The 23791-nt window shown below is 42.9% G+C and carries 22 protein-coding genes; 8 read left to right on the top strand and 14 right to left on the bottom strand.

Going from position 1 to position 23791, the window contains the following annotated elements; all coding sequences use genetic code 11:
- Window positions 1-88: 88 nt before the first annotated feature.
- Window positions 89-685 carry a porin family protein gene (locus F8N35_RS10860; protein WP_293052658.1) on the top strand — a complete coding sequence of 199 codons (597 nt, stop codon included), beginning with the start codon at window positions 89-91 and terminating at the stop codon, window positions 683-685.
- Window positions 686-809: 124 nt separating this feature from the next.
- Here F8N35_RS10860 and F8N35_RS10865 read toward each other — a convergent pair whose 3' ends face one another.
- The 4 genes from F8N35_RS10865 to F8N35_RS10880 all read right to left on the bottom strand — a co-directional run bounded on the left by F8N35_RS10865 (window position 810) and on the right by F8N35_RS10880 (window position 5787).
- Window positions 810-2867 carry a dihydrofolate reductase gene (locus F8N35_RS10865; protein ID WP_293052661.1) on the bottom strand — a complete coding sequence of 686 codons (2058 nt, stop codon included), beginning with the start codon at window positions 2865-2867 and terminating at the stop codon, window positions 810-812.
- A gap of 256 nt (window positions 2868-3123) precedes the next feature.
- The gene (locus F8N35_RS10870) at window positions 3124-4080 is read right to left on the bottom strand and encodes an NAD(P)-dependent oxidoreductase (protein WP_293052664.1); all 957 of its coding nucleotides are present in this window, start codon (window positions 4078-4080) and stop codon (window positions 3124-3126) included.
- Between the two features lie 65 nt (window positions 4081-4145).
- Window positions 4146-5288 (bottom strand): DUF5009 domain-containing protein, encoded by a 1143-nt coding sequence (locus F8N35_RS10875; RefSeq protein ID WP_293052667.1) that lies wholly within the window; start codon window positions 5286-5288, stop codon window positions 4146-4148.
- Window positions 5289-5484: 196 nt separating this feature from the next.
- The gene (locus tag F8N35_RS10880) at window positions 5485-5787 is read right to left on the bottom strand and encodes a Dabb family protein (RefSeq protein ID WP_293052670.1); all 303 of its coding nucleotides are present in this window, start codon (window positions 5785-5787) and stop codon (window positions 5485-5487) included.
- 166 nt (window positions 5788-5953) lie between these two features.
- Here F8N35_RS10880 and F8N35_RS10885 point away from each other — a divergent pair, with 166 nt between their 5' ends.
- From F8N35_RS10885 to F8N35_RS10900, 4 genes are read left to right on the top strand one after another with little or no spacing between them, the layout of a single operon-like run.
- The gene (locus tag F8N35_RS10885) at window positions 5954-6724 is read left to right on the top strand and encodes an AMP nucleosidase (RefSeq protein WP_068704984.1); all 771 of its coding nucleotides are present in this window, start codon (window positions 5954-5956) and stop codon (window positions 6722-6724) included.
- On the top strand, window positions 6724-7740 hold the full coding sequence (holA, locus tag F8N35_RS10890) for a DNA polymerase III subunit delta (protein WP_293052675.1): 1017 nt from the start codon (window positions 6724-6726) through the stop codon (window positions 7738-7740). The genes F8N35_RS10885 and holA overlap by 1 nt, the downstream gene beginning before the upstream one ends.
- A gap of 3 nt (window positions 7741-7743) precedes the next feature.
- Entirely contained in the window at window positions 7744-8526 is a 783-nt protein-coding gene (locus F8N35_RS10895; protein ID WP_293052677.1) for a methyltransferase domain-containing protein, read from the top strand.
- A 17-nt stretch (window positions 8527-8543) separates the two neighbouring features.
- Entirely contained in the window at window positions 8544-10052 is a 1509-nt protein-coding gene (locus tag F8N35_RS10900; protein ID WP_293052680.1) for a family 10 glycosylhydrolase, read from the top strand.
- Between the two features lie 75 nt (window positions 10053-10127).
- Here F8N35_RS10900 and xseA read toward each other — a convergent pair whose 3' ends face one another.
- The 6 genes from xseA to F8N35_RS10930 form a co-directional block, all read right to left on the bottom strand.
- Window positions 10128-11426 (bottom strand): exodeoxyribonuclease VII large subunit, encoded by a 1299-nt coding sequence (xseA, locus tag F8N35_RS10905; RefSeq protein ID WP_293052683.1) that lies wholly within the window; start codon window positions 11424-11426, stop codon window positions 10128-10130.
- An 84-nt stretch (window positions 11427-11510) separates the two neighbouring features.
- Complete coding sequence (gene metF, locus F8N35_RS10910; protein WP_293052685.1) at window positions 11511-12464, bottom strand: methylenetetrahydrofolate reductase [NAD(P)H]; 954 nt, start codon at window positions 12462-12464, stop codon at window positions 11511-11513.
- An 89-nt stretch (window positions 12465-12553) separates the two neighbouring features.
- Window positions 12554-13348: a DUF3108 domain-containing protein gene (locus tag F8N35_RS10915; protein ID WP_293052687.1), complete on the bottom strand. Its 795-nt coding sequence runs from the start codon at window positions 13346-13348 to the stop codon at window positions 12554-12556.
- A 1052-nt stretch (window positions 13349-14400) separates the two neighbouring features.
- On the bottom strand, window positions 14401-15582 hold the full coding sequence (locus F8N35_RS10920; protein WP_293052689.1) for a class I SAM-dependent rRNA methyltransferase: 1182 nt from the start codon (window positions 15580-15582) through the stop codon (window positions 14401-14403).
- Window positions 15579-16157: a 3'-5' exonuclease gene (locus F8N35_RS10925; protein WP_293052691.1), complete on the bottom strand. Its 579-nt coding sequence runs from the start codon at window positions 16155-16157 to the stop codon at window positions 15579-15581. The genes F8N35_RS10920 and F8N35_RS10925 overlap by 4 nt, the downstream gene beginning before the upstream one ends.
- Window positions 16158-16180: 23 nt before the next feature.
- Window positions 16181-16771, bottom strand: a complete 591-nt coding sequence (locus F8N35_RS10930) for a DUF5063 domain-containing protein (protein ID WP_293052694.1) — start codon at window positions 16769-16771, stop codon at window positions 16181-16183.
- Window positions 16772-16945: 174 nt separating this feature from the next.
- On the opposite strand from F8N35_RS10930, the gene F8N35_RS10935 reads away from it, so the two are divergent.
- Both F8N35_RS10935 and F8N35_RS10940 read left to right on the top strand, forming a co-directional pair.
- Window positions 16946-17407, top strand: coding sequence for a type I restriction enzyme HsdR N-terminal domain-containing protein (locus F8N35_RS10935; protein ID WP_293052697.1), 462 nt, complete (start codon window positions 16946-16948; stop codon window positions 17405-17407).
- A 12-nt stretch (window positions 17408-17419) separates the two neighbouring features.
- The gene (locus tag F8N35_RS10940) at window positions 17420-18658 is read left to right on the top strand and encodes a CinA family nicotinamide mononucleotide deamidase-related protein (protein WP_293052700.1); all 1239 of its coding nucleotides are present in this window, start codon (window positions 17420-17422) and stop codon (window positions 18656-18658) included.
- Between the two features lie 9 nt (window positions 18659-18667).
- On the opposite strand, the gene F8N35_RS10945 is transcribed toward F8N35_RS10940, so the two are convergent.
- The 4 genes from F8N35_RS10945 to F8N35_RS10960 form a co-directional block, all read right to left on the bottom strand.
- On the bottom strand, window positions 18668-19183 hold the full coding sequence (locus F8N35_RS10945; RefSeq protein WP_293052703.1) for a flavodoxin domain-containing protein: 516 nt from the start codon (window positions 19181-19183) through the stop codon (window positions 18668-18670).
- A 79-nt stretch (window positions 19184-19262) separates the two neighbouring features.
- The gene (locus F8N35_RS10950) at window positions 19263-20642 is read right to left on the bottom strand and encodes an rRNA cytosine-C5-methyltransferase (RefSeq protein WP_293052706.1); all 1380 of its coding nucleotides are present in this window, start codon (window positions 20640-20642) and stop codon (window positions 19263-19265) included.
- Between the two features lie 38 nt (window positions 20643-20680).
- Window positions 20681-21304: a uridine kinase gene (gene udk / locus F8N35_RS10955; protein ID WP_293052709.1), complete on the bottom strand. Its 624-nt coding sequence runs from the start codon at window positions 21302-21304 to the stop codon at window positions 20681-20683.
- A gap of 101 nt (window positions 21305-21405) precedes the next feature.
- On the bottom strand, window positions 21406-22548 hold the full coding sequence (locus F8N35_RS10960) for an NfeD family protein (RefSeq protein WP_293052711.1): 1143 nt from the start codon (window positions 22546-22548) through the stop codon (window positions 21406-21408).
- 191 nt (window positions 22549-22739) lie between these two features.
- On the opposite strand from F8N35_RS10960, the gene F8N35_RS10965 reads away from it, so the two are divergent.
- On the top strand, window positions 22740-23336 hold the full coding sequence (locus F8N35_RS10965; RefSeq protein WP_293052713.1) for a DUF4290 domain-containing protein: 597 nt from the start codon (window positions 22740-22742) through the stop codon (window positions 23334-23336).
- Window positions 23337-23791: the final 455 nt, after the last annotated feature.

Consider the following 23791-nt stretch of genomic DNA (forward strand, 5'->3'; position numbering starts at 1 on the left):
ATGCAAAGGAATATTCTGAAAATCCTGAAAAAGAGTAAGAAGCAGATGCCGAAAAGCTTTAAGAGTAGGCGACTAAAAAATTACAAGTATGAGAAAAATAAGTATTCTAACAGTTGTGATGTGCCTTGCTTCCTTTGTGGCGATTAATGCACAGGTGAGAATCGGACCAAAAGTTGGTATGAATATTTCAAATATGACTCTCTCATCCTCTGGAATTAATATGTCTATGTCGACGTTAGTTGGATTTCAGGTGGGTGTAGTTGCAGAAATACCGGTGGCAACCGATTTTGTCATCCAACCGGGATTGCTCTATTCCTCAAAGGGGACAAAAATTGACATGGCAGGTGTGAACTCGAACGAAAGACTTGATTATCTCGAATTGCCGGTTAATGCGATGTATAAGATTGAACTGGCTGGTCCGGCTAAGCTGATATTGTTTGCAGGTCCCTACCTTGGATATGGTGTGGGTGGTAAGGATAGCATGACAGGCGAGAAAATAAAGTTTACAGGTGCGAATAAAGATTTTAAAGCTTTGGATTTAGGATTGAACTTTGGACCCGGGGTGGAAATCGGCAGTTTGCAAGTTACCTTACAGTATGGATTTAGCCTGACAAATATTTCGCCGGAATCTTCTGTAACTGCAAAAAATAAAGTATTTAGTATTGCTCTTGCATATCTGTTCTGATCGTGTATGCAATTTGAACAAAGCGTATTGGCAAACCACTTATAAATACGAAACTTTATTTCAAATACAAATTAGCCAGGCCTGATCAATCAGGTCTGGCTAATTTGTGAAATAACGAATAAGTTTATTCGTTGTAAGTTGGCAGCGGTGAGAATTTACCGGAGTAGCGCAACATCTGTTCGGTGTAACCTTCCGTGTAGGAAATCTTCACGTCTTTGATATTGCCTTTAGCATCTTTCACGGCTGTAATCACCGGATTGACGAAGCCTTTGTAGGGTTTCAGTTCCAGCTTTTTGTAGCGTGCCAATACTTCGTCGTGCAGCTTTTGATCGACTTGCACGCCGTAATCTTCTACCAGTTTCTTAGCTCCTTCAAAGTCACCTTCCGATTTCACACGCTGGATTTCGGCCAGTAACACGCCCAACAGTTTGTGCATTTTTTCGTAGTCGTTTACCACCACGAAGGTTTTTCCATCGCGTTGTTTGAATTCCACCACGTTTTCGGCTTTGCCATGTTCATATACCCAGCGGGCAATCAACTGGCGGTTCCGCATGTGGGCCTCTTCGATGTTTTTGCCCGGTTCGATACGGGTGAGCTGTGTCATCAGTCCGTTCATCATGTATTTGTAGTACTCTGCTTTGTACGCTTCTTTGTCAGGGAGAATACCCAGTTCCACGAGTTTAGGATCGCCCACATAATAGAGACCAAACAGGTCGGCACGTGCCTCTTCGATGGTTTTACCGTAGGCTTTCAGTGCATCAGGATCAACACCCGGCAACAATTTTCCTGAACCATGGCCGAGACATTCGTGAAGGTCTGTATGGAGCACGTCGGTGAGGAAGCCGTACTTGCGGATCGACTTTAGCTCATTGTCGCTCCAGACGAACTCTTCGTTAAACCCGCTTTTTTGGGCAGCTTTGTCGTAAGCTTCCATTATGTTTTCGATGGTTACCGATTTCGACCCATAATCTTTGCGAATCCAGTTGGAGTTAGGCAGGTTGATCCCGATCGGAGTAGAGGGGTAACAATCTCCCGCTAGTTGAGCCACGGTGATCACCTTGGCGGTAACGCCTTTTACTTTTTCTTTCTTGAAACGTTTATCCACGGGTGAGTTGTCCTCAAACCACTGTGCGTTGGCGCTAATGGTTTCGGTGCGTTTGGTTGCTTCCAGATTTTTGAAGTTGACGTTCGACTCCCAGCTTCCCTTCAATCCAAGCGGATCGCCGTAGCTTTCGGTAAAGCCGTTCACAAAGTCGATTTGTGATTGAGTGTCGTGTACCCAAAGGATGGCGTAAGCGTCGAATAACTTTAGATCACCTTTTTGATAAAACTCGATTAGCTTCTCGATGACTGCTTTTTGTTGAGGCGTTTCAGCAACGGTGCCGGCTTTTTCCAACCAGTAGATAATGCGGGTGATGGCTTGTGAGTAGAGTCCGCCAACTTTCCAAACTTTTTCCACCAACTTACCGTTCACTTTCGCCAGGCGGCTGTTGTGCCCGTAAGCAATCGGTTTCGGATCGTTCGGATCTTTCATTTTGGAGTAGAAATCTTCCACCTCTTTCTGCGAAATGTCACCTTCGTAGTAGTTGTTGGCCGAGGTTTTGATCAGATCTTCACCATGCGCCTGATTTACCTTTTTCGGCATCACCGAAGGGTCGAAAATTACCGGAGAAATTTCTGTCAGAAAAGCGTCCACCGATTGTCCTTTGCGAACAGGCACTTTCGTCTGCGGCAATGCTTTTACCTGTTTGATAAAAAAATCTTTGGAGAAGCCGGGTGCAAATTTGTCTTCTCCGTAATGGTGGTGAATGCCGTTGGCAAACCATACCCGTTTCAGGTAAACGACGAACTGTTTGTAGTCGTTACTGGTTTTATCTCCTTTGTAGTTGAGGTAGATGGCCTCGAGCGTGCGGCGGATGGCCAGATTATAGCGGCAATTCTGATCGAACAAAATGTCGCGGCCCTCGTTGGCAGCCTGAGAGAGAAAATAGATCAGTTCTTTCTGTTTGATGCTCAGTTGTTCGAAACCGGGAACCTGATAGCGCAGGATCTGCAGGTCGGCAAACTGATCGACAATGTAGTTGAACTCTTTAGGCGGAGCGCTCTTCCCGGCAGCTTCGGCGCTGCCAGCACCCGCCGTTATCGACAATGCGGTCATAGTTAAAAAAATTGTTTTTTTCATAATTGAAAGTGAAACTTAATTTGGTTGCAAAGGTAATGGATTTTGGTCTCATGCAAATGAGGTACACGGAAAACACAGAATAAACTGAACTTCACAGCAAGCATTTTATCGATGTTTCTTAGAAACCAGAGCTACGCTCCTCATGGCGTTGTCTCCATAATTTTCTACCAAGAATACAGGGCTACCGCCCCTTTAGTAGCAAGCAGTTAATCTGTGTTTTTCTGTTGCTTTCGTGTATTCTGTGTGCTATCGTATTTTAGTTAACTCTCGTAATATCATCCCGTCCTTCGAAGAAGCGGATAATGTTTTGCGAAGCAAAGCGGGCAATCTCGTTGCGGGTGTCCACGGTGGCGGTGCCGTTGTGAGGAGCAAGCACTACGTTGTCCATTTCAAGCAAAGCGGGCGTAATTCGCGGCTCGAACTCGTAAACGTCCAATCCGGCGGCGGCAATCCAACCTTGTTGCAGTGCTTCCACCAGTGCTGCTTCGTCTATGACGGCTCCGCGGGCGGTGTTAACGATGATGGCCGTCCGTTTCATCATCAGCAATTGTTCGCGACCAACCAGATGACGGGTCTCGTCGGTGAGCGGAGTGTTGAGCGAAAGTACGTCGCAGGTAGAGATGAGGTCGTCAAGATCGAGACGGGTGGCCTTATAAGTTGCTTCCAGATCGGGCGACAGACGATGGCGGTTGTAATAAACGATGTGCATACCGCAGGCCAGTGCGCGTCGTGCCAGCGCCTGACCGATGCGTCCCATGCCGACGATACCCAGTGTTTTGCCAGTGAGCGACTGACCCAGGTTTTCCAGTACACCCCACTTCAGTCCTCCGGGAACGCGCACTTTTCGGTTGCATTCTGGAATACGACGCGCGGCGGCCAGCATCAGAGCAAGAGCCAGTTCTGCGGTCGGTTCTATCACCGGATCGGGGGTGTTGGTCACCACGATGCCCAGTTGTGCGGCATAGTCGATGTCGATATTGTTGTACCCCACGCCATAGTTGGAGATGATTTTGACCCGTTGCGAAGCAGCATCCAGCATTTCGCGATCGACGGGATAGACGAATGTGGGGATAAATGCATCGAAATCTGGTAGGAGAGCGATTAATTCATCGCGGGTAAAAGTTTCTTTTTCAGGGAATACAACCTCAAACTGCTTTTGCAGCTCAGCAAATCCTTCGGGCAGAAGGCGGGTAGAGAGTAGAACTCGTTTCATGTTAGTCGAATTAAATAAAACATCCGCAAAGATATTTTATTTTCATTGACATGAACCAGCAACGGCTAAAGTTTGATATAGATTTTCTTTCGATCAAGCCAGTAGGCTACCAACCAGCAGGAAAACATCCACCAGAGAGCAAACAGTAGCGATCCGATGTATCCGCCGGCATGGGCGAAAATGTTGTTGTATATTAAGGAATACAGCGGAGTATCACCGATTGGGATCAACCACATTAACGTTACACCAATTTCGCTTAGCACATAGATGGCAAGCGGATTTTTTCCGAAAACCTGAAAAAAATGACGGCCTTGTTTTATTTTTAGGAAATCAGTCCAATAGATAATTGCTGCCAGCAATATAAAGTCAAGCCCAACAGTCAGAACAGCATAAGAGCTCGTCCATAATTTTTTGTTGATAGGAAGAATATGGTTCCATGCATACGCAATTATGAGTAATCCCAAACCCACAAAAACAAACTCCGTGAGTGTTTGATGATTGTTGCCCTTCCTTTGAATGTACGATCCTGCTAAATAGCCGCAAATGACATTGAATAACGCGGGTAGCGTACTGAGAATACCTTCCGGATCGAATGGAAATCCTTCTCCGGTGTAGAGGTGATTTACTCCGAATATGAGAGAGTCGAAAGAAAGAACAGCATTTCCGGTTTTTGTATATTCCAGTCCGGGGGAGCCAAACCATACCAAAATCATCCAGTAAAATACTAATGCACCGATGCCTGTAGCCAATATTTTTTCTCTATTGAGGGAATACACCAGTAAGGCGACGATGCTATAGCAAAGTGCTATTCGTTGCAACACCCCCATGATGCGCGTATGGGATATAGGGGAAAGTACGATATGAGAATCAGAATTTAATGAAAAGAAGGGAAACCAGTACATGAGATAACCGACAAGAAAAATTAGGCAAGTCCGTTTGGCTATTTTCAACATTACGGTTTTCGTAGACAATGACTCCCAGCGTTTGTTTGCAAAACTAAGCGCATTGCCAACTGCAAAAAGAAACGAAGGAAATACCAGATCTGTGGGAGTAAAACCATGCCAATCTGCATGTTTTAAGAAACCAAAAGTAGTTTCTTCATTGCCGGGAGTGTTGACAATGATCATAAAACATATGGTCATCCCTCTGAAAATATCAAGCGCGGTGAACCTGTATTTCTCAGAAGTATGATTTTGCAGGTTATTCATGGGGATTTAACAAATGACAATTAAAGTCTGTAAAAGTAGTGGATTTCTGTGATATAATCTGACATTAATCTAAAATATTCTATATAATTAACTAAATATATAATTGAACTATTTGCTATTCGGAATGGAATAAAAACAAAAAAGGCGTTGTAAGGTGGTATTGCCTTCAACGCCTTCCTGTTTGTATAAAGGTAATTTAAATTTCGTAATCCACGCAGGCACGTGCATTGACCACTTCCCTCACAAAAGATTGTACAGCCTTGTGAAGCGGGTTTTCCTGATAACCGTCCAATGCTTCTTTGCTTGTAAGCTCGGAGTAGAGAGCGATGTCGTGGTCAGCAGGATTGCCTGTAAAATCGATGCCTACTTCCAGCTTAATCAATCCTTCGATTTGTCCGTTGAGTGCTTCCAGTTTTTCCTTTACCAGTTTTGCGTTGGTTGCTTTATCATTTCCGGCAGCCTCTTCTTTCAATTTCCAAAATACTAAATGTTTAACCATGTCTATGTGAATTTTATATGTTGAATTGTAATTACCTGCAAAGCTACCAAAATTCAGCGTGATGACAATAAATTTAGATTCAAAGGTGATGCTTTTGGGCATCTTTATTGTATTTGCGGGGTTGCCGCCGAAAATTTGTATCTTTGAACGCAAAATAATTTTTCGCATGAAGACAAAGAAAGAGATAGTTGAAAACTGGTTGGTTCGTTACACCAAAAGACAATTGGAAGATTTTGACCAATACATTTTGCTGACGAATTTCAACAATTATGTGGAGATGTTTGCAGAACGTTTCGGCGTTCCCGTCTATAACGAAGGAAATATGGTCAACGCTTCGGCCAATGGTATTACCATCATCAATTTCGGAATGGGTAGTCCCAATGCTGCGTTGATTATGGACTTACTTACAGCCATACAGCCTAAAGCCGTTCTTTTCCTTGGGAAATGTGGCGGCTTGAAAGATAAAAACCGTAATGGTGATTATATCCTTCCAATTGCAGCCATTCGCGGTGAAGGTACGTCAAATGATTATTTTCCTCCTGAAATTCCGGCTCTACCGGCATTTATGTTGCAGCGTGCCGTTTCTTCCAATATCCGTGACTTTGGTAAGGATTATTGGACTGGTACTGTTTATACGACCAACCGTCGCGTGTGGGAACATGATGAAGAATTCAAAGAATATCTGCACAATACCCGTGCTCAGGCCGTAGATATGGAAACTGCCACCTTGTTTTCTGTAGGTTTCTTCAATAGTATTCCTACAGGAGCGTTGTTGCTCGTTTCAGATATGCCGATGCGCCCGGATGGGGTAAAAACCGAGGCCAGCGATAATAATGTGACTGCGAATTTTGTGGAAGAGCATTTACGTATTGGAGTGAAAGCCTTGAGTTCGATCATGAATAACAGTAGTACAATCAAGCATTTGCGTTTCGAGTAATGGCTAAAAAATCAGATTCATACGAACAGATTCTCGACAAACTCAAGCGAAAGGAGTATGCCCCGGTGTACTACTTTATGGGAGAGGAACCTTACTACATTGATTTGCTCGCCGATTACATCGAAGAAAACGTGCTGGACGAGATGGAAAAATCGTTCAACCAAACAGTGCTGTATGGTAAAGATACTGATATTCGTACGGTGATTAATGCTGCCAAACGTTTCCCGATGGGATCGCAATATCAGGTGGTCATCGTCAAAGAGGCGCAGCAGTTGAAGGCGATCGACGAACTGTCGTTCTATCTGCAAAAACCGCTTGCATCCACCATTCTTGTATTTTGCCATAAATACGGTACGCTCGACAAACGGAAAAAGGTAACCTCGGAGATTGAAAAAAACGGGGTGTTGTTTGTTTCTGAGAAGTTGCGCGACTACCAGATTCCGCCCTGGATTGTAAAATATCTGGCCGATCGGAAGGTGAAAATCTCCGAGAAGGCGGCTCTTATGCTCACCGAATTTCTGGGAACCGATTTGAGCAAGGTGGCCAACGAGCTCGACAAACTCCTTATTACCAAACCTGCTTCCGAACCCACGATCACTCCAGAGCTGATTGAGAAGAACATTGGCATCAGTAAGGATTTTAATAACTTCGAATTGCAAAGTGCCATCGTGGCCGGCGACGTGTTGAAAGTGAATCGCATTGTCCGCTATTTTGCCGATAATCCCAAGAATAATCCGATTATTGTCACCCTCTCCGTTCTGTTCAATTTTTTCAGCAACCTGATGGTGTATCACTATTTGCAGGACAAAAGTCAGGCAAATGTGGCTCGTGAATTGGGCGTTAATCCCTATTTTGTGAAGGATTTTCAGGCGGCAGCCAAACGCTTCTCAGCAGCCAAAACACTGCGGATTATTGCCTGGTTGCGCGAATGTGATGCCCACTCCAAAGGAATCGAGAATGTGTCGACTGATGCGGGAGATCTCCTGAAAGAATTAGTCTATAAAATGTTACATTAAATAATGAAGAAGCTTATCCGGTTCGTGCTGAACCATATTCCCCGAAAGTATCTGCAACTTTTCGCTCATGTGGCTGTAAGAGCCAGTTCCGTTTTCTATGTGGGTAGTAAATATGAATGCCCGGTGTGTCATCACCGTTTCCGCAAATTGTTGCCTTATGGCTATGTCAATTCCCGTGAAAATGCGCTTTGCCCTTCGTGCTTGTCGTTGGAACGGCACCGTCAGATTTGGCTCTTTTTGCAGGCCAAAACCGAATTTTTTACCAAACAGAGCGTGATGTTGCACATTGCTCCCGAATACTGTTTTATCAAACGTTTTGGTGCTATGTCGAATATCGATTACTATTCGGCTGATTTGGAATCGCCGTTGGCACGTGTCAAGATGGATATTCAGTCTATTCCGTTCGAAGAAAATAAATTTGATGTTATCTTTTGCAACCACATCCTCGAACACGTGGACGATGATTTGCTGGCCATGCGAGAACTCTATCGCGTGATGAAACCCGGCGGATGGGGCATCGTTCAGTCTCCGGTCAATCTGGATCGTGCCGTGACTTACGAAGATAAAACGATCACTGCGCCCGAAGAACGCTTGAAACACTTCGGACAGAAAGATCACGTGCGTGAGTATGGTCGCGATTATGCCGACCGGATGCGCTCTGTTGGTTTTAAGGTGGAAGAGGTCAATTTGCCGGAATATGTTTCCGACGATAAAATCCTCTATCATGCGCTTACTCCAAGCGTTGAGGCTGCCAAAGACACCATCATTTATTACGTAAGTAAATAATCAATCCAGAATTTATAATGATTTTCAAGAATATCAGAGCTGTTCTGACATTAGCATTAGCTTTCCTGATTTCGCTTTCGGTTTATTCGGAAGTAGTTCCTAAACGTGAGTTTCGTGGTGTGTGGATCCACACGGTCGGCAACTGGAAATATCGCACTATGAAAGCAGAAGCCATTCAGAAAGAGTGGACAAATATGCTCGACAGTTTTCAGAAGGCTGGTATGAATGCCGTTATCTTTCAGGTTCGTCCGCAGGCCGACGCGTTTTATGAGTCCAAACTGGAACCCTGGAGTCGTTATCTGACCGGCGAACAGGGCAAAGCGCCTAATCCGATGTGGGATCCGCTTGCCTTTATGATTGAGGAGTGTCACAAACGTGGTATGCAGCTCCATGCGTGGCTGAATCCTTACCGTGTAACCAGCAGTGAGTCGGAAGTGTTATCGAAGATGAACAAGAAACACTCGAAACTCTTTATCCATTACGGAAAGCAGTTGTATTTCGATCCGGGTCAGCCCGAATCGCGTAAGATTGTCAACAAGGTGGTGGAAGATATCGTGGAACGTTATGATGTTGACGGTATTCATTTTGACGACTATTTCTACCCGTATCCTATCAAAGGCGAAGAGTTCAATGATGCAAAATCGTTCAAAAAATACGCAAAAAAGCAAGGCTTTGGAAAAGACGATCGTGCTAACTGGCGCAGGAATAATGTAGACCAGCTTATTAAAGAGGTGAACGAAACCGTGCATCACGAAAAACCCTGGGTGGTGTTTGGCGTGAGTCCGTTTGGTATTTGGCGTAATGTGGGTAGCACTCCTGACGGTAGCAAAACAAATGGCCTTTCCAATTATGACGATCTGTATGCCGATGTGTTGCTTTGGCAGAAAAATCATTGGGTCGATTATGTGGCTCCACAGCTTTACTGGAAAATTGGTCACAAGGCGGCTGATTATGCAACGCTGGTTGACTGGTGGAGCAAGAATAGCTATGGAACCAACGTCTATGTTGGTCAAAGCATCACCACTTTCAACGAAAAAGATTTGAAAGATCCGAATAAGACGCAGTTCGCCGAAAAAATGCGATTGACACGTGAAACTCCCAATATTCAGGGGAATATCTGGTGGTCGGGCTATCAGATGCGCGAAAATCCTTTCGGATCGCTCGATACGCTGGCGCAACACTATCAACGCATTCCGTCCTTGATTCCGGTATATCCTGCGATGGAAAAAGTGACTCCGGCTCCTATATCGGGTCTGCGATTTACGATCGATAATTGCAAGCTGAAAGTGATTTGGCAAGGTGCTCAGGCGAAAAAAGAGTTAGAGCAATCGGCCTATTACTGTATTTACCGTTTTGGCTTGGATGAAAATATCGATTTGAACAACGGAGCAAAGATTGTGAAGATTGTGCGTGATCCGTACTACATTGTTCCCGATCCGAAGGAAAAGGCGAAATATGTCATTACCTCTCTCAATCGACTGCATCAAGAGAGCGCAGCATCAGAGCCTGTTTATGTAGGAGAATAAATAAAATTTCAGGATTTAGGATTCCAAAATTTCAAAAGAGAGCCGACTAAGGATTGAACTTAGTCGGCTCTCTTTTTATTCTGCAATACTTTCTATATTTCCATCCTTAAATGCTGTCGTGATGCGATCGCCGGATTGCACATTAGCAACGCTGGTTACCCGTTTCCCGTTGGCATAAGTCATGGTATACCCTTTTTCGAGGATGGTTAGTGGATTAATGTATTTCAATTGCAGCTCTTTTTGTTCGAGTCGGTGTTGTTGTTCCTTGATTATGCGGTTAGCCAGTCCGGAGAGAGGTTGACTGTAGCCGGATAATTTCTGATTTTGAGTGACGATAATTGCTTTCGAAGCCTGTTTTAGTTGTAGCTTGTAGCGTTCCAACAGCATTTTATGTTCAGTAGTTCTCCCGAGCAAAAGCTGTGGCAATTTGCGTGTGAGCTCTTTCAAACGATTGGAATGCTTTTCGCTGATCTCATTAACGAACTGAACCAGATTTTCTTGTTGTTCTTCCAGTAAACCGAAAGCTTCCTGCATTCGGTTAATCAGAAATTCAGCAACGGCTGTGGGCGTTTTCAAACAAGCATACGCTACCATATCGAGAATGGTATTGTCACGTTGATGCCCGATGCCGGTCAGAACAGGCAAAGGGAACTGCGCTGTGTGTGCTGCCAGCGAATAGCGGTCAAAACAGCTTAGATCAGCCGAGGCGCCACCTCCCCTGATAATCACCACCGCATCAAATTTATCGATGTGCTGATAGACGTTGTCCAACGCTTCTATTAACGATTGTTCGGAGCGATCTCCCTGCATGATGGCCGGAAAAAGGTGCGGATAAAACTGAAAACCAAAGCTATTGCCCTGCAATTGGTCGAGAAAATCTCCATATCCGGCGGCGGTTGCCGAAGATATTACAGCAATGCGCTGGGGAGCAACAGCTAATTCCATCTCTTTATTCATATCGGCAATGCCTTCTTCCTGTAGCTGATTGATGATTTGTTGGCGTCGGAGAGCAACTTCACCAAGTGTATAGGTTGGATCAATGTCAGAGATGTTGAGACTTAATCCGTAAAGTTCGTGGTATTCTACCGTGCAAGCAATCAGAATTTTTACGCCGGCGTGTAGCTGTTCTCCGGTGGCTGATTCAAAGTAGGGTTTCAGCATTCGGTAAGTAAACGACCAGATGGTAGCTTTATTTCGTACCGTAATACGGTCGCTTTTTGCGTCTTTCTCGATTAGTTCGAGGTAACAATGTCCGTTTGCATTTTCGCGTATCTCGCTGATCTCGGCTTTTACCCATAATGGCTGAGAAAATGAAACGGCAATCGCATCTTTGATCCGTTCATTCAGTTCATATAGCGTGCAGGCTTCGGGCATTTTAGAATAAAGATAAAAGAATAAAGAGTAAAGACTTCAGAGACGGCGGTCTTTGTTCTTTACTCTTTGTCCTATGTTCTGGATTTAATATACTTTCTCGGCTACGCGTTTAACGCTTTGTGTGGCCATCATTGTATAAAAGTGGATGCTGGGTACTCCGTGTAGTTTTAAGTCCTGAGCCTGCATTGTACACCATTCTACGCCTGCTTCGAGCGCTTCGGCATCAGTTTTGCATTTGGCCAGTTCGGTGGCTAAAGGTTCAGGAATGTCCACGTGGAAAATTTTTGGCAAAACAGTCAACTGATTCATTAGAGTTATCGGTTTTAAGCCCGGAATGATAGGCACTGTGATTCCTTCTTTACGGCAACGTTCCACGAATGCATAATACTTTTCATTGTCGAAAAACATTTGGGTAACCACATATTCAGCTCCCAAACGCACCTTTTCTTTCAGCCAGTGGATGTCAGAGTCCAGGTTGGGTGCCTCGTCATGCTTTTCAGGGTAACCTGCAACGCCGTATGAGAAGGTTGAAACCGGTTGTTTGATGATTGATCCGTCCATGAACTTTCCGCTGTTGAAATCGTTGATTTGCTGTTGCAGATCGATTGCATGGGCGTGTCCTTCTTCGCCCGGAATAAAAGCTTTGTCGTGTTTGGCTTTGTCGCCGCGCAGAACCAGTAGGTCAGTAATCCCCAGAAATTGAAGGTCGATCAATGCATATTCGGTTTCGCTTTTTGAAAAACCGCTGCAAATAATGTGGGGGACAACATTGACTTTGTATTTGTTTTGAATAGCCGCTGCAATGGCTACTGTGCCGGGACGATGCCGTTCGGCAACACGCTGAAAAAGATTTGGACCGGTCTCTTTGTATACGATTTCGCTCCGGTGTGTGGTGATGTTTATATATTTTGGATCGAAAGGTCGCAGTAAATCAATGGTTTTGTAAACTAAATCGATACTATTTCCTTTGAGTGGTGGCAGGATTTCGAACGAAAATGCAGTCGTTTTACTGTTGTTTATCAGGTCGATAACTCTCATAGATAAAAAAATATGTAATGCAGTTATGTGTCAGACGAATAACACTGCAAGTTACACATTTTTCGACTATCAGTCAAATTCTGCGAGGCCTATTTTATGCCGGATGCACCAGTTAATTCAACGTTCACTTCGCCAATCTTGAGTTTTGAAGTGACTTTAACCGGTATTTTGGCAGAATCGAGGCTCATCCAAATCGAAATTTTCTCATTTCCTTTGAAAATGGTTCCGGGGACAGTGCTTGCTGCAAACTTTGCGCACATGTATGACTTGTTGTTGTTGTCTTTGCAGGTCTCGTTTCCTACATACTGAATTTCAATCGGATATATTTTTCCGTTTATGATGGTATTTACACGGATTTTTTGATTGAGTTTTAGCTTGGAAAAATCATATTCGCGCATGTAGTAGGCGGCCGACAACATGTCGAAATATCCGTCAGCCTTTTCTATTTTACCGGCATTTTTAGTTTTTCCTTCGTTTACAGAAATGTTATAATCGATGGTATTGGCCGAGTCGTTGAAACGATAGTGTTCCTGAGCAGAATAGGATCCTTCAACTGCATTGCGTCTCGCTTCAATTGGCAATAACGTATTTTTGAATATGGTTGATTCAAAATTTTCACGAACTTTAAAAAAGAGGTCGTACCGTTTGAAACTTATTCCGTTTGCTTTGATGGTCAGAAAATTTGGATTTTCGTTTGGTAATACTTTGAGTGTAATGCTGGCTGCCGGTAGCCAGAGGACTCCCCAGTGGTAATAAGCCTTATACGTTAATACTTCTCCCGGTGCGAAAGATTTCTGGGAAAAGGCTGTGTTTGCAAATGTGATGAAAAAGCACAGAAGAATGAGTTTGCTGAAGAATGAATATCGTGGCATCGTGTGTGACATAATACAATTAAATTGATGCAAAGATAACGGAATAAACGTGCGAATGTTGCATTCGGGAGAGTTTCCTTTGTTTTGCCGTGAAGTTTTATATGAAGCGTCTAAGATGTGTTATAATACGGGTGTATTTAAAAAAAGAAAGGGTTGTCTCCCGACAACCACAATCAATTATTAACCTTAAATCTAATACCATGAAAAACACAGTGCAAAGATAAGCGTAAAACGGTTGGTAAACCAAATTTTTTGCACTTTTTTTGTATTGATTAATAGACTTTTAATGGAAGATGAATTGGTCGATTGTTTAAGTCGTTGATATGTAGTGTGTTTGGTGTTTTGGGGAAGGAGAGGGAGATTGTGCTTTTTAGTAAGTATTTAAAAAAGAAAGGGTTGTCTCCCGACAACCACAATCAATTATTAACCTTAAAATCTAATACCATGAAAAACACAGTGCAAAGGTAATGGATTTTGAACTGGTCAACCAAAATAATTTATATAAATTAATTGATTTTAATTTTCATTTATGTTTTGGATTTCTTGTATTTTGCGTAATGAGCAGATATTTAGTGGGATATTGTGTTTTGTGCTCGTGAGGTAGTGGTATACCAATTTGAGTTTGTTTAAAAAAGAAAAGGGTTGTCTCCCGACAACCACAATCCTCATTAACCTTAAATCTAATACCATGAAAAACACAGTGCAAAGGTAAGGAGTGGAAAGCACTGTCTCCAAATAATTTGAGGTTTTTTCAAATTAATTTATGTATATTTATGCCAAATAAAAAAGAGTAAAGAATTTGATCTCTTTACTCTCTTGTTTTTTATTGGAAAGCCAATTTGGCTTGTGGAATAAAATCGAATTTAAAATAGAAAGGGTTGTCTCCCGACAACCACAATCCTTGTTAACCTTAAATCTAATACCATGAAAAACACAATGCAAAGGTACAGTGTATTTTTACGTTTTCCAAGTGGTATGAACAAGAACTGTTGGTTATTAACGTAATTTATAGTGAATAAATTTTCTTAACAGATTTATATCGTTGATAATCAGTGGTATTTTGGTTATTCAACATATAGAACAAGTCCCTTTAAATATTCACCTTCAGCATGATATATGTTGATAGGGTGATCCGCCGGCTGGGTTAACTGATGCAGAATTCTTACATTTCGGCCGGATTGTGCAGCGGCTGAAAAGACGGCCAGCCTGAATTGTTCCTTTGAAACAACCTGTGAACAGGAGAATGTAAACAGAATTCCGTTAGGTTTGATCTGTTCAAATGCTTTCGCATTTAGTTTTCTATAACCCTGTAATGCGTTGCTCAGAACATTCTTGTGTTTTGCGAAAGCCGGTGGATCTAATATGATGAGATCGTATTTGTCTTTTGCCTGTTCGAGAAACTTGAAAGCATCCTCGGCATAGGCTTCATGTCTTGTCTCGTCGGGGAAATTCAGTGCTACATTTTTGTTGGTGAGTTCTATTGCTTTTGCAGAACTGTCAACCGAATGAACAAGCTGTGCTCCCCCTCTCAGAGCATAGAATGAAAAGCCGCCGGTGTAACAAAACATATTGAGAACAGAACGTCCTTTAGCATATTTTTCAAGTAAAAGACGGTTTTCGCGTTGATCCACGAAAAAACCTGTTTTTTGGCCGCGTAACCAGTCTGCATGAAACCGAAGTCCATGTTCCATAGCAATGCAATCGGTTTCCTGACCCACCAAATAGGTGTTTTCTGGAGTTACGTCTGCTTTGAATGGTAAAGTTCCTTCTGATTTGTAATAAACATTTTCAAGGCCTTTTACGGTTTGCATTAATGCGGAAGCAATGGTGTGACGAACATTGTGTATCGCAACGGTATGCGCCTGTACAACAGCTGTCGTGTCGTATACATCGATCACAAGTCCCGGAAGATTATCCCCTTCGCCATGTACAAGCCGGTATGTCGTGTTTTGTGGGTTCTGAGCCAGTCCGAGCGTTACTCTTATGTTGTAAGCGTTCTGAATTTTTGCCAGCCAGAACTGATCGTTAATTTCCAAGGGTTTGAAGGACAGAATACGAACAGAAATACTTCCGATTTGGTAGTAGCCTATTGCAATCCATTGTTGTTGTGCGGTGTAAATTTCTACAATGTCACCTTCCTGCGGATTTCCTTCTATGCGATGAATAGCTCCGGAAAAAATCCAGGGGTGAAAACGTAAAAGAGCTTCTTCTTTTCCTCTTTTTAGCGTTATTTTCGGTAAAATCATACGTCTTGTTTGAGTTTTTGGTAAATTTGGTGGCAGGCCCAGGCATCGGTAGCTGCGTATAGTTGTTGTGCCGGAGTTAATTCCGATGCCTCCCAGTTTGATAAGCGTTGGGATTTAGATATACGTTTGCCAAAAAGAATGGCGTAGATCTTTTGCAGGCTCTGATCTTTTATGCCATATTCATGCACAACATTCTGCAGATCGACAAAACTGTCTGGGTAAATATGTGCGCGTTTGCTTAATGCTTTGAAATCGTCACGAAGGGAAAGTCCGACCTTTTTTACATCAATGTTATTCAGAAGCTCCACTAAAACCTGCGGAAAACCAATTTCATTCAGGCGGATCAAAAAGCAAATTTCATCGGTTGATAGCTGTAAGAGAGCGACCTTGTGGCTTTGTCCCCGTGAAAATGAAGGTTTGGTTTCTGTATCAAAGCCAATAAGTTTGTGTTCTGATAAGTACGCTATAGCATACTCCAGTTCTTCAACAGAATGCACTACAATTATTTTGCCATCAAAGGCGGCTGTAGGCAGTCCTGCTATAGATTCTTTGCTTATTGATGCTTGATAAGTCATTATTTGGTTTCTGTTCAAAAAGGTTACTCTCTGCGTTGATATTTTAGAAATGGAATATCACGCTCATCGTCCGCAGGAGTTGAGGTTGTGTCAATATCTTCTTCGTTATTGTCGTTGTAAAAAGCCTGGTGCAATGGACGCATGGCGTTTAACAGCTTGCGTCCCCAATGATCTTTGAATGCCGAAAGACAATATGTTAAGGCATCCTGCATGGCTTCGTCGCTCCCGATCTGACAATTATACAGAAAATCTTTGAGTTCCTGATAAATGTCAGCTAAATCTTCCGAAATTGTCGCCGCAATCGGTGTGTCGGAGTATTGCATGTCTGGGTGAAATACTTCCAGATAGTTATCATCCATTCCCATCAGTGATGCAATATTCCCCCTTACAAGTTCATAGTCTGTTTCTGTCACGATGCGTTCGGGTTCTGCTTCGTAATTATCGCTATTGAAGGGCAATAGGGATGTTTTCAGATAGACAAGCGGCAGGTATTTTATAGCGCGGTTTAGAAATTGTTTCTTGTCGATTTCAGGAAGTTGTTCTAAAAACAGACAAAATTCAGCAGCTACAGTTATAAATTCCAGGTTTTCTTTTGAATGTAAGGATGATGACATACAACGCAGTAACAAAATTTGTTTGCAAAATTACAAAAATTGTTGCTATCAAGCGCATGTTTCTTTTCAAATTTACAAATGAAGGTGGTAACTTTGTCATTTTGAAACACAGGGAGGCTTTAATCTCAATGTTTGGGGAGTATCTGTGTGTTAAGTATGTTTTATTTTGAAGCAATGTTACCACTGAATTTACCGTTATATTCGTTTCGTTTTAAGGAAAAAGATGGCAAACGTCTTGTTTTTGATCGTTTACGCAAGAAATATGTGATGCTAACTCCGGAGGAATGGGTTCGTCAGAACGTTATCGAATTTTTGGTAAACGAAAAAGGTTTTCCTGCTGCAAGGATTGGAAATGAAATTTCGTTGCGCCAAAACGGTTTGATCAGAAGGTGTGATTCGGTGGTGTATGACACTTTTGGAATGCCTTTGCTTATTGCAGAATACAAAGCGCCTGCAGTTGAAATAACGCAGAGTGTATTTGATCAGATAGCGCGTTACGTTTGGGAACTGAAGGTCGAATATCTGTTGGTGAGTAACGGGATGAAGCATTTTTGTTGTCATTTGGACTACGAATCGATGCAAATGAGTTATTTGAGAGAAATCCCTGTTTATAAGGATATTTGTTGTATTGACTAAAACTGCGAAATTATGAATGTCGAAATAATTACGATTGGAGATGAATTGCTTTTGGGTCAGGTTGTCGATACTAATTCGGCATGGATGGGGGCGGAGCTCGCAAAAGAAGGATTTAGGGTAAGGGGTATTACATCTATTGGTGATGACGCCGATGAAATTAAAGACACAATCGGAAGATTGTTGGAGAAAACGGACATTGTCTTGGTAACAGGCGGATTAGGTCCCACCAAAGATGATATTACCTTGCGAACATTGTGTGAGTTCTTTGAAACGAAAATGGTGTTTAGCGAAAGAATTTATAAAAATATTGAAGCCTTCCTAGCCGGACGCCCCGGAGCAATGAATGAGCTGAACCGAATGCAGGCAATGGTTCCTGAAAAGGCAACCGTGATTTCCAACACTGTCGGCACAGCACCCATCACGTGGTTTGAACGGGACGGTAAAATACTGGTTTCGATGCCGGGTGTGCCGGTGGAAATGAAAACGGTGATGAATAACGAGATTATTCCACGCTTGAAACAATATTTCAGGGTACCTTCAATACAACATCGCCATATAATTGTGGGTGGTTATTCTGAGTCAGCGCTGGCTATTAAACTTGAGGAGTGGGAAAATAACCTGCCTGATTTTGTCAAACTCGCGTATTTGCCTCAAATAGGATTGATGCGTCTCCGGCTGACAGCTTCAATGAATGATCCGCAGGAATTGTCGCGTGTGCTGGATGCGCAAATAGAGAAAGTAAAACCTATTCTGGGTGATGCAATTCTTGCACTTGAAGATATTACTCCGGAGGTGGTTGTGGGAAACTTGTTGCGACAGAAGAAAATGACCATGGCTACTGCTGAAAGTTGTACCGGTGGAAATATAGCGCACTTAATCACTTCGGTTTCGGGTAGCTCCGATTATTATAAAGGTAGCGTTGTTGCTTATGCAAATGAAATAAAACATAACATTCTGGGCGTGTCTGAGTCGGATTTGAATACCTACGGAGCTGTGAGCCAACAGGTGGTAGAACAGATGGTGCGTGGCGTACAATCGAGATTCAAGACGGATGTTGCAGTGGCTACTTCTGGAGTTGCCGGCCCGAACGGAGGAACTCCGGAAAAACCCGTTGGAATGGTTTGGATTGCTGTAGCTGTTCGTGATAAGGTAGTGAGCGAGTGTTTTCAGTTTGGAAAACTCAGAGACAGAAATATTACCCGCGCCACCATAGAAGCTTTGGTTTTGCTGAAAAAAGAGCTTGAGAAATAAAAAGGACAATTAATGAGGCGTATTTAATTGTGCTGCAATATTTTTTGCCCATTCTTCAATTACATCCCATTCTCTGAAATCTCCGACCGGAGCCTTAATTTTGCTGATAATGAAGCGTTCAACAACGTTCATTTTGTCGAGGCTAAGCTGACCGTGAAACAAAGCTATATCGTGCGGCTTAATTGCCGACATCACCAATTGAAGGGTGGGGGGGTACTTCCATCCTTTCATTATTTCTACAGGATTTCCTTTGCCTGTCGGACCACTCGAAAATAGCCAGACATCCTTGTCCGCGAGTTCGTGTTTGTTTTTTCGCAGGAATTTTATTGCGGGGCGGTGCCATTGACCGAAATAGACCGCACAGCCCATCACTATCGCCTGATATGGTTCCAGTGAGGCGGTGTCGTATACGGGAAGCACATCAACCAATAAACCACTTTGGCTAAGAATTAATCCGATTCTTTCTGCAATTTCTTCAGTAGCCCCGTATTTAGAGGCATAAGCAACTAAAACTTTTTTTTGCATGACGGTTCAGGTAACAAGGAACTGTGTTAGTGTATTTGTTGGTCGAGACAAATATACATAAAATATATCGCAAAATATGTTACAAGTTGTTTTCTGTGAGAGGGCTTTTGTGTGGAGTGTTCAGGTCGATGTTCATACGGATGCGCCATTCGGAAGGGTAAAGATTGTTGGCTCTGTTACCCAGGTTTTTAACCCATCCTAATGGTGTATTGTTGTAGGCAATTACAACATATCCCTTTGGAGAATCAGGGAGCATGATTGCTTCCCTCCTGAGGTAAGATATGGCCGTTTGCCAATCTACGTTGGCGACCGCAAGGTTGTTTCTGGCCAAAACTTTCGAAAGAGCCAATGCCGTGTGAGGAATGAAATCAGCTCCTTTTTGTTCGCCCATTTGTATTCCGGCAAACAAAGGATTCAGATGGGTATTTATTGCAGTGACAATCTCTTCAAATTGTTTTTGGTACGCAAATATTCCGTTTTTACCCAGTCGGAATATCCAGTTGTCTCCGCTAAGATAAGAAACGAAAGCATCACGTTTCAATAAAGATTGCCTGTTTTTAGCGTCGTTGTTTTTGCTTTTTCTGAAAGAGGTTGCAGAGGAAGATGTTTTCTGCAAAACAGCAATGAAAAATCCTTCGCTTTGTGTCTTATGCGGATAAAAATGATAGCCGGATTCACTTTGGGTAATGCCCCATGCTTCATCCACGTTGACCGGAAGAACTTTTGCCCCAAGGGTTTCTACAATCCAGTCGATATTATTTTCATCTTCGCTTCTGTTGTAAGTGCAGGTGCTGTAAACCAAAATACCGTCTTCTTTCAGGGATGGCCATACATCGTTGATGATGGATTGCTGTCGTGTGGCGCAAAGCTCTACATTGGCAGGTGACCACTCGTTGATCGAAGCCGGATCTTTGCGAAACATGCCTTCTCCCGAACAGGGAACATCGGTAACAATGACGTCGAAGAGCGATTGAAGTTTACTAAAATCAGCTGCAGAATTGTTTGTGACTGCTACATTGGGGTTGCCCCATTTTTGCATGTTTTCGGCCAGAATATTTGCTCGTTGACGTACAGTTTCGTTCGAGATCAGGAAACTTCCTTCTGGCAACAGATTAGATAAGTGAGTTGATTTGCCTCCGGGTGCGGCACAGAGGTCAAGCGCATGAACCGGTTGGTGAACGTGTTGTTTGATAGCCTGTTCCAAAAACATCGACCCGGCTTCCTGAACATAATAAGTTCCGGCGTGAAGCAAGGGATCGGCGGTAAAGAGCGGGCGTTCGGGCAGGTAATAACCGGTTGAACACCAGGAAACTTTCTCGTAGGAGAGTTTCTGGTTTATCTTATCGTTCAGGCGAATGCTTACAGGCGCGTCACTTTGCAAGGCCTCTTCAAATGCTTCCCACTCTGTACCTAAAAGATCTTTGGTTTGTTCTATAAATGGCAGTGGAAATGTAAGCATCGCAGAATACAAAGGTTATGTTTGAAATGAAAATGAAATTATTTTTTTACCTCAACACCAAGGTTTTGTTCGATATACATTGTGAGAATATCGATGGCGATTTCGTTGTCGCCTCCCTGCGGAACAATGAGGTCTGCAAATCGTTTGGTCGGTTCGATAAATTGCAGATGCATTGGTTTTACGGTGGTTTGATAACGTTCCATCACTGTTGTGGCAGAACGTCCGCGTTCCAGAATATCGCGGTTGATGACACGAATGAGGCGATCGTCGGGATCAGTATCCACAAATACTTTCAGATCCATCAGGTCACGCAATTCAGGATGAGTGAGCACCAGAATGCCTTCAATGATTACAACGTCGCGGGGAGAAATGGAGACGGTTTCTTCCGCTCTTGTACACGTAAGATATGAGTAAATAGGCTGTTCTATGGAATTGCCTTTTTTGAGTTCTTTTACATGATCAACAAGCAAATCGAACTCAATGGAATTCGGATGGTCGAAGTTAATGTCAAAACGTTCTTCGAGAGGGATATGTGAACTGTCTCTATAATATGAGTCCTGAGGTAAAACAACCACCTCATCGGCCGGAAGACGGTCGATAATTTTACGAACTACTGTGGTTTTTCCGGAGCCTGTACCCCCTGCTATGCCGATTACTAACATCTTATGCTTGATTTTTCTGTTTATGATTTGCGGCTACAAAAGTAGAACTTTTCAAAGACAATGGCAACCTGTTCGTTTTGCCCTTCCTGCATACTTTTGTTCTATTCTTCGCTTTTAATCACATATACCTGTCCGGCTTCGTATCGCGTAACTTTAATCGCAGTGCCTTGTTCTATAAAACCATGTTCGGAAACAGCGTCATAAAAATTGCTTTCAACCATGACTTTACCTGAAGGGCGCAAAACAGTTGCTGCAATGCCAATTTTGCCGACTATTTGCTGGGGTTCGGTGGGAACACCCACAAATCCCTGAGCGATTTCCTGCTCTGCTTCGAGTGCTACTCTTCTGAAAATACCTTTTTGGCCAATTTTGTTGGAGAGATAAATGGAGAGGCCGAATGCGACAGCAATGCTGATAAGAACCGTAAACAGTGCGATGGCGATTTCTCCACCGGGCACTCTGCTGAAATCGAGGTTGATGTTGTCTATCATACTTAAAGTTAATCCGCAAATTATTAATATGATGCCCGAAATGCCTGCAATGCCGAATCCGGAGGGTTTGTAAACTTTCAAATCATAATCTTTGATCCCCATTTGTTTGGAGATAATGTCATCGACCGATTCGGCTTTCCCCTCGCAATAACGGTTTTTAATGGCTTCGTTGGTGGTGAAAGTCAGTGTTCGTCCTGAATCGACCACATTGGGAATAATAATCCGGTTGTCGACCATGGCCTCTGCAATGTGCGGGTCGCGTTTCCATCGGATAATAGTATCCTTTCCGGTTATAATCGTATCTTTTCCGTGAGCTTCGGCGGTAGAGCGTATGGTGGCGCGCATGTACGACTGGTATTTATCGGGTAATTGTCCTCCGGTTTGGTCCACAACAGTTGCCGCACCGAAACTTGCGCCTGTCCGCATGTATATTTTGTCGCAGGCTATGGCAATTAATGCACCGGCAGAAGCTGCGTTGTTGTCTATAAATGCAATGACGGGAATTTTGCTGTTTAGTATACGCGTACGCATTGAATCGGCGTAAACTACTTCGCCACCGTAAGTATTGAGGCGTATTACAATTACTTTGGCTCCTGATTTATTGGCTTCCGCAAATCCTTTCTTCAGATAAAGCCAGGTGGTGGCGCCGATGTCTTTTCGGATATCAATCTGATAGATTAACGGTTTGGTCTCTCCTTTTGCTAAAAGCAATGTGTAGCAAAAGGTTAACAATATCATCATGACTTTACGCATGCAGTAATGTTTTTGAGTAATTGATTGAGCAATAATGGTATTTCTGATTTGATGAGAAATGTATACAAAAATACGTTATTTCTGCTATTTTCCTGTGGATCGCCTAAAAATCACCTCTAATAGCAATAAAAATGTGTACCTTTGCAAAAACTTTATCAATAAAGCCTCTGTGCCGGAGGGGAATCTGTGATATGGAATACGCTAAAAGACAAACATTGATACTACCAGAATACGGTCGCAACATTCAGCGAATGGTGCAACACGCCGTCAACATTGAAGACCCCAAGGAGAGAGCGCGCTGTGCTCAGACTATTATTTCGATAATGGGAAATTTGTTTCCTTATTTACGGGACATCAACAACTTTAAGCATAAATTGTGGGATCACCTTGCAATAATGTCTGATTTTAAGTTGGATATTGACTATCCTTGTGAAGTGCTGAAAAAGGAAAACCTTTACACGCATCCCGATAAAATTCCGTTTACCAGTAAAACGATGCGTTATCCCCATTACGGTCGCGTTTTACAACAGATGATCGAGAAGGCGGTCGATTATCCGGAAGGTGAACAAAAAGATCAGCTTCTATTATTGATTGCCAACCATATGAAAAAATGCTACCTGACGTGGAACAAAGAGGTGGTGGAAGACCGGAAAATATTTGATGACCTTAGGGAACTGTCGAGGGGACGGCTCAATATTAATCCGGATTTTCTTAAGTTGATGGAGTCCAAGGAAATTCTCAACAAAAAGAATAAGCCCAACAATCAAAACAAAAAAGCGACCAAATAGGTCGCTTTTTTGTTTTAATACAAGGAGTCTGAGACTGAAAATGAATCTTGAAATGAGGCCGGAGAACCAAACATTGTGATTCTGCTTGTGTAGAGGGAATGCCTTCTTGGGATAATAGGCAGATATTTCAGCTTAATGTTATCATTCTTTGCCTGCGGCAGGCCTTACTTTTTGACGCAAAAAGTAAGCAAAAACAGTGACGGAAAGAACTCGTTCGTTCGGCCATGAAACATTTACTTTTTAACAAACTTCTGTAGTTGGCCTACTCACTCAAACAGCTTTCCGTCGGTTTGGTATTTTTGTTTATCCTTCGGATCTGGTTTTATTACTGATTTTAAAAACAATTCTGTTCTATTCTTATGTATCTTGCTCGTGCAGATTGGGGTGGCATTGTCCGGTGAGCCAAAAAACAAGTGAAGCGACGCAAAAATCGTCCTTGTTTGAAGTTATTGACG

The sequence above is a fragment of the Paludibacter sp. genome (genome assembly GCF_009712605.1).
Taxonomy (GTDB): Bacteria; Bacteroidota; Bacteroidia; order Bacteroidales; family Paludibacteraceae; genus Microbacter.

Bases quoted from the DNA above. Each gene is read 5' to 3' on its own strand.
- F8N35_RS10860 (WP_293052658.1), top strand. From the start codon at position 89: ATGAGAAAAATAAGTATTCTAACAGTTGTGATGTGCCTTGCTTCCTTT.
- F8N35_RS10865 (WP_293052661.1), bottom strand. From the start codon at position 2,867: ATGAAAAAAACAATTTTTTTAACTATGACCGCATTGTCGATAACGGCG.
- F8N35_RS10870 (WP_293052664.1), bottom strand. From the start codon at position 4,080: ATGAAACGAGTTCTACTCTCTACCCGCCTTCTGCCCGAAGGATTTGCT.
- F8N35_RS10875 (WP_293052667.1), bottom strand. From the start codon at position 5,288: ATGAATAACCTGCAAAATCATACTTCTGAGAAATACAGGTTCACCGCG.
- F8N35_RS10880 (WP_293052670.1), bottom strand. From the start codon at position 5,787: ATGGTTAAACATTTAGTATTTTGGAAATTGAAAGAAGAGGCTGCCGGA.
- F8N35_RS10885 (WP_068704984.1), top strand. From the start codon at position 5,954: ATGAAGACAAAGAAAGAGATAGTTGAAAACTGGTTGGTTCGTTACACC.
- holA (WP_293052675.1), top strand. From the start codon at position 6,724: ATGGCTAAAAAATCAGATTCATACGAACAGATTCTCGACAAACTCAAG.
- F8N35_RS10895 (WP_293052677.1), top strand. From the start codon at position 7,744: ATGAAGAAGCTTATCCGGTTCGTGCTGAACCATATTCCCCGAAAGTAT.
- F8N35_RS10900 (WP_293052680.1), top strand. From the start codon at position 8,544: ATGATTTTCAAGAATATCAGAGCTGTTCTGACATTAGCATTAGCTTTC.
- xseA (WP_293052683.1), bottom strand. From the start codon at position 11,426: ATGCCCGAAGCCTGCACGCTATATGAACTGAATGAACGGATCAAAGAT.
- metF (WP_293052685.1), bottom strand. From the start codon at position 12,464: ATGAGAGTTATCGACCTGATAAACAACAGTAAAACGACTGCATTTTCG.
- F8N35_RS10915 (WP_293052687.1), bottom strand. From the start codon at position 13,348: ATGTCACACACGATGCCACGATATTCATTCTTCAGCAAACTCATTCTT.
- F8N35_RS10920 (WP_293052689.1), bottom strand. From the start codon at position 15,582: ATGATTTTACCGAAAATAACGCTAAAAAGAGGAAAAGAAGAAGCTCTT.
- F8N35_RS10925 (WP_293052691.1), bottom strand. From the start codon at position 16,157: ATGACTTATCAAGCATCAATAAGCAAAGAATCTATAGCAGGACTGCCT.
- F8N35_RS10930 (WP_293052694.1), bottom strand. From the start codon at position 16,771: ATGTCATCATCCTTACATTCAAAAGAAAACCTGGAATTTATAACTGTA.
- F8N35_RS10935 (WP_293052697.1), top strand. From the start codon at position 16,946: ATGTTACCACTGAATTTACCGTTATATTCGTTTCGTTTTAAGGAAAAA.
- F8N35_RS10940 (WP_293052700.1), top strand. From the start codon at position 17,420: ATGAATGTCGAAATAATTACGATTGGAGATGAATTGCTTTTGGGTCAG.
- F8N35_RS10945 (WP_293052703.1), bottom strand. From the start codon at position 19,183: ATGCAAAAAAAAGTTTTAGTTGCTTATGCCTCTAAATACGGGGCTACT.
- F8N35_RS10950 (WP_293052706.1), bottom strand. From the start codon at position 20,642: ATGCTTACATTTCCACTGCCATTTATAGAACAAACCAAAGATCTTTTA.
- udk (WP_293052709.1), bottom strand. From the start codon at position 21,304: ATGTTAGTAATCGGCATAGCAGGGGGTACAGGCTCCGGAAAAACCACA.
- F8N35_RS10960 (WP_293052711.1), bottom strand. From the start codon at position 22,548: ATGCGTAAAGTCATGATGATATTGTTAACCTTTTGCTACACATTGCTT.
- F8N35_RS10965 (WP_293052713.1), top strand. From the start codon at position 22,740: ATGGAATACGCTAAAAGACAAACATTGATACTACCAGAATACGGTCGC.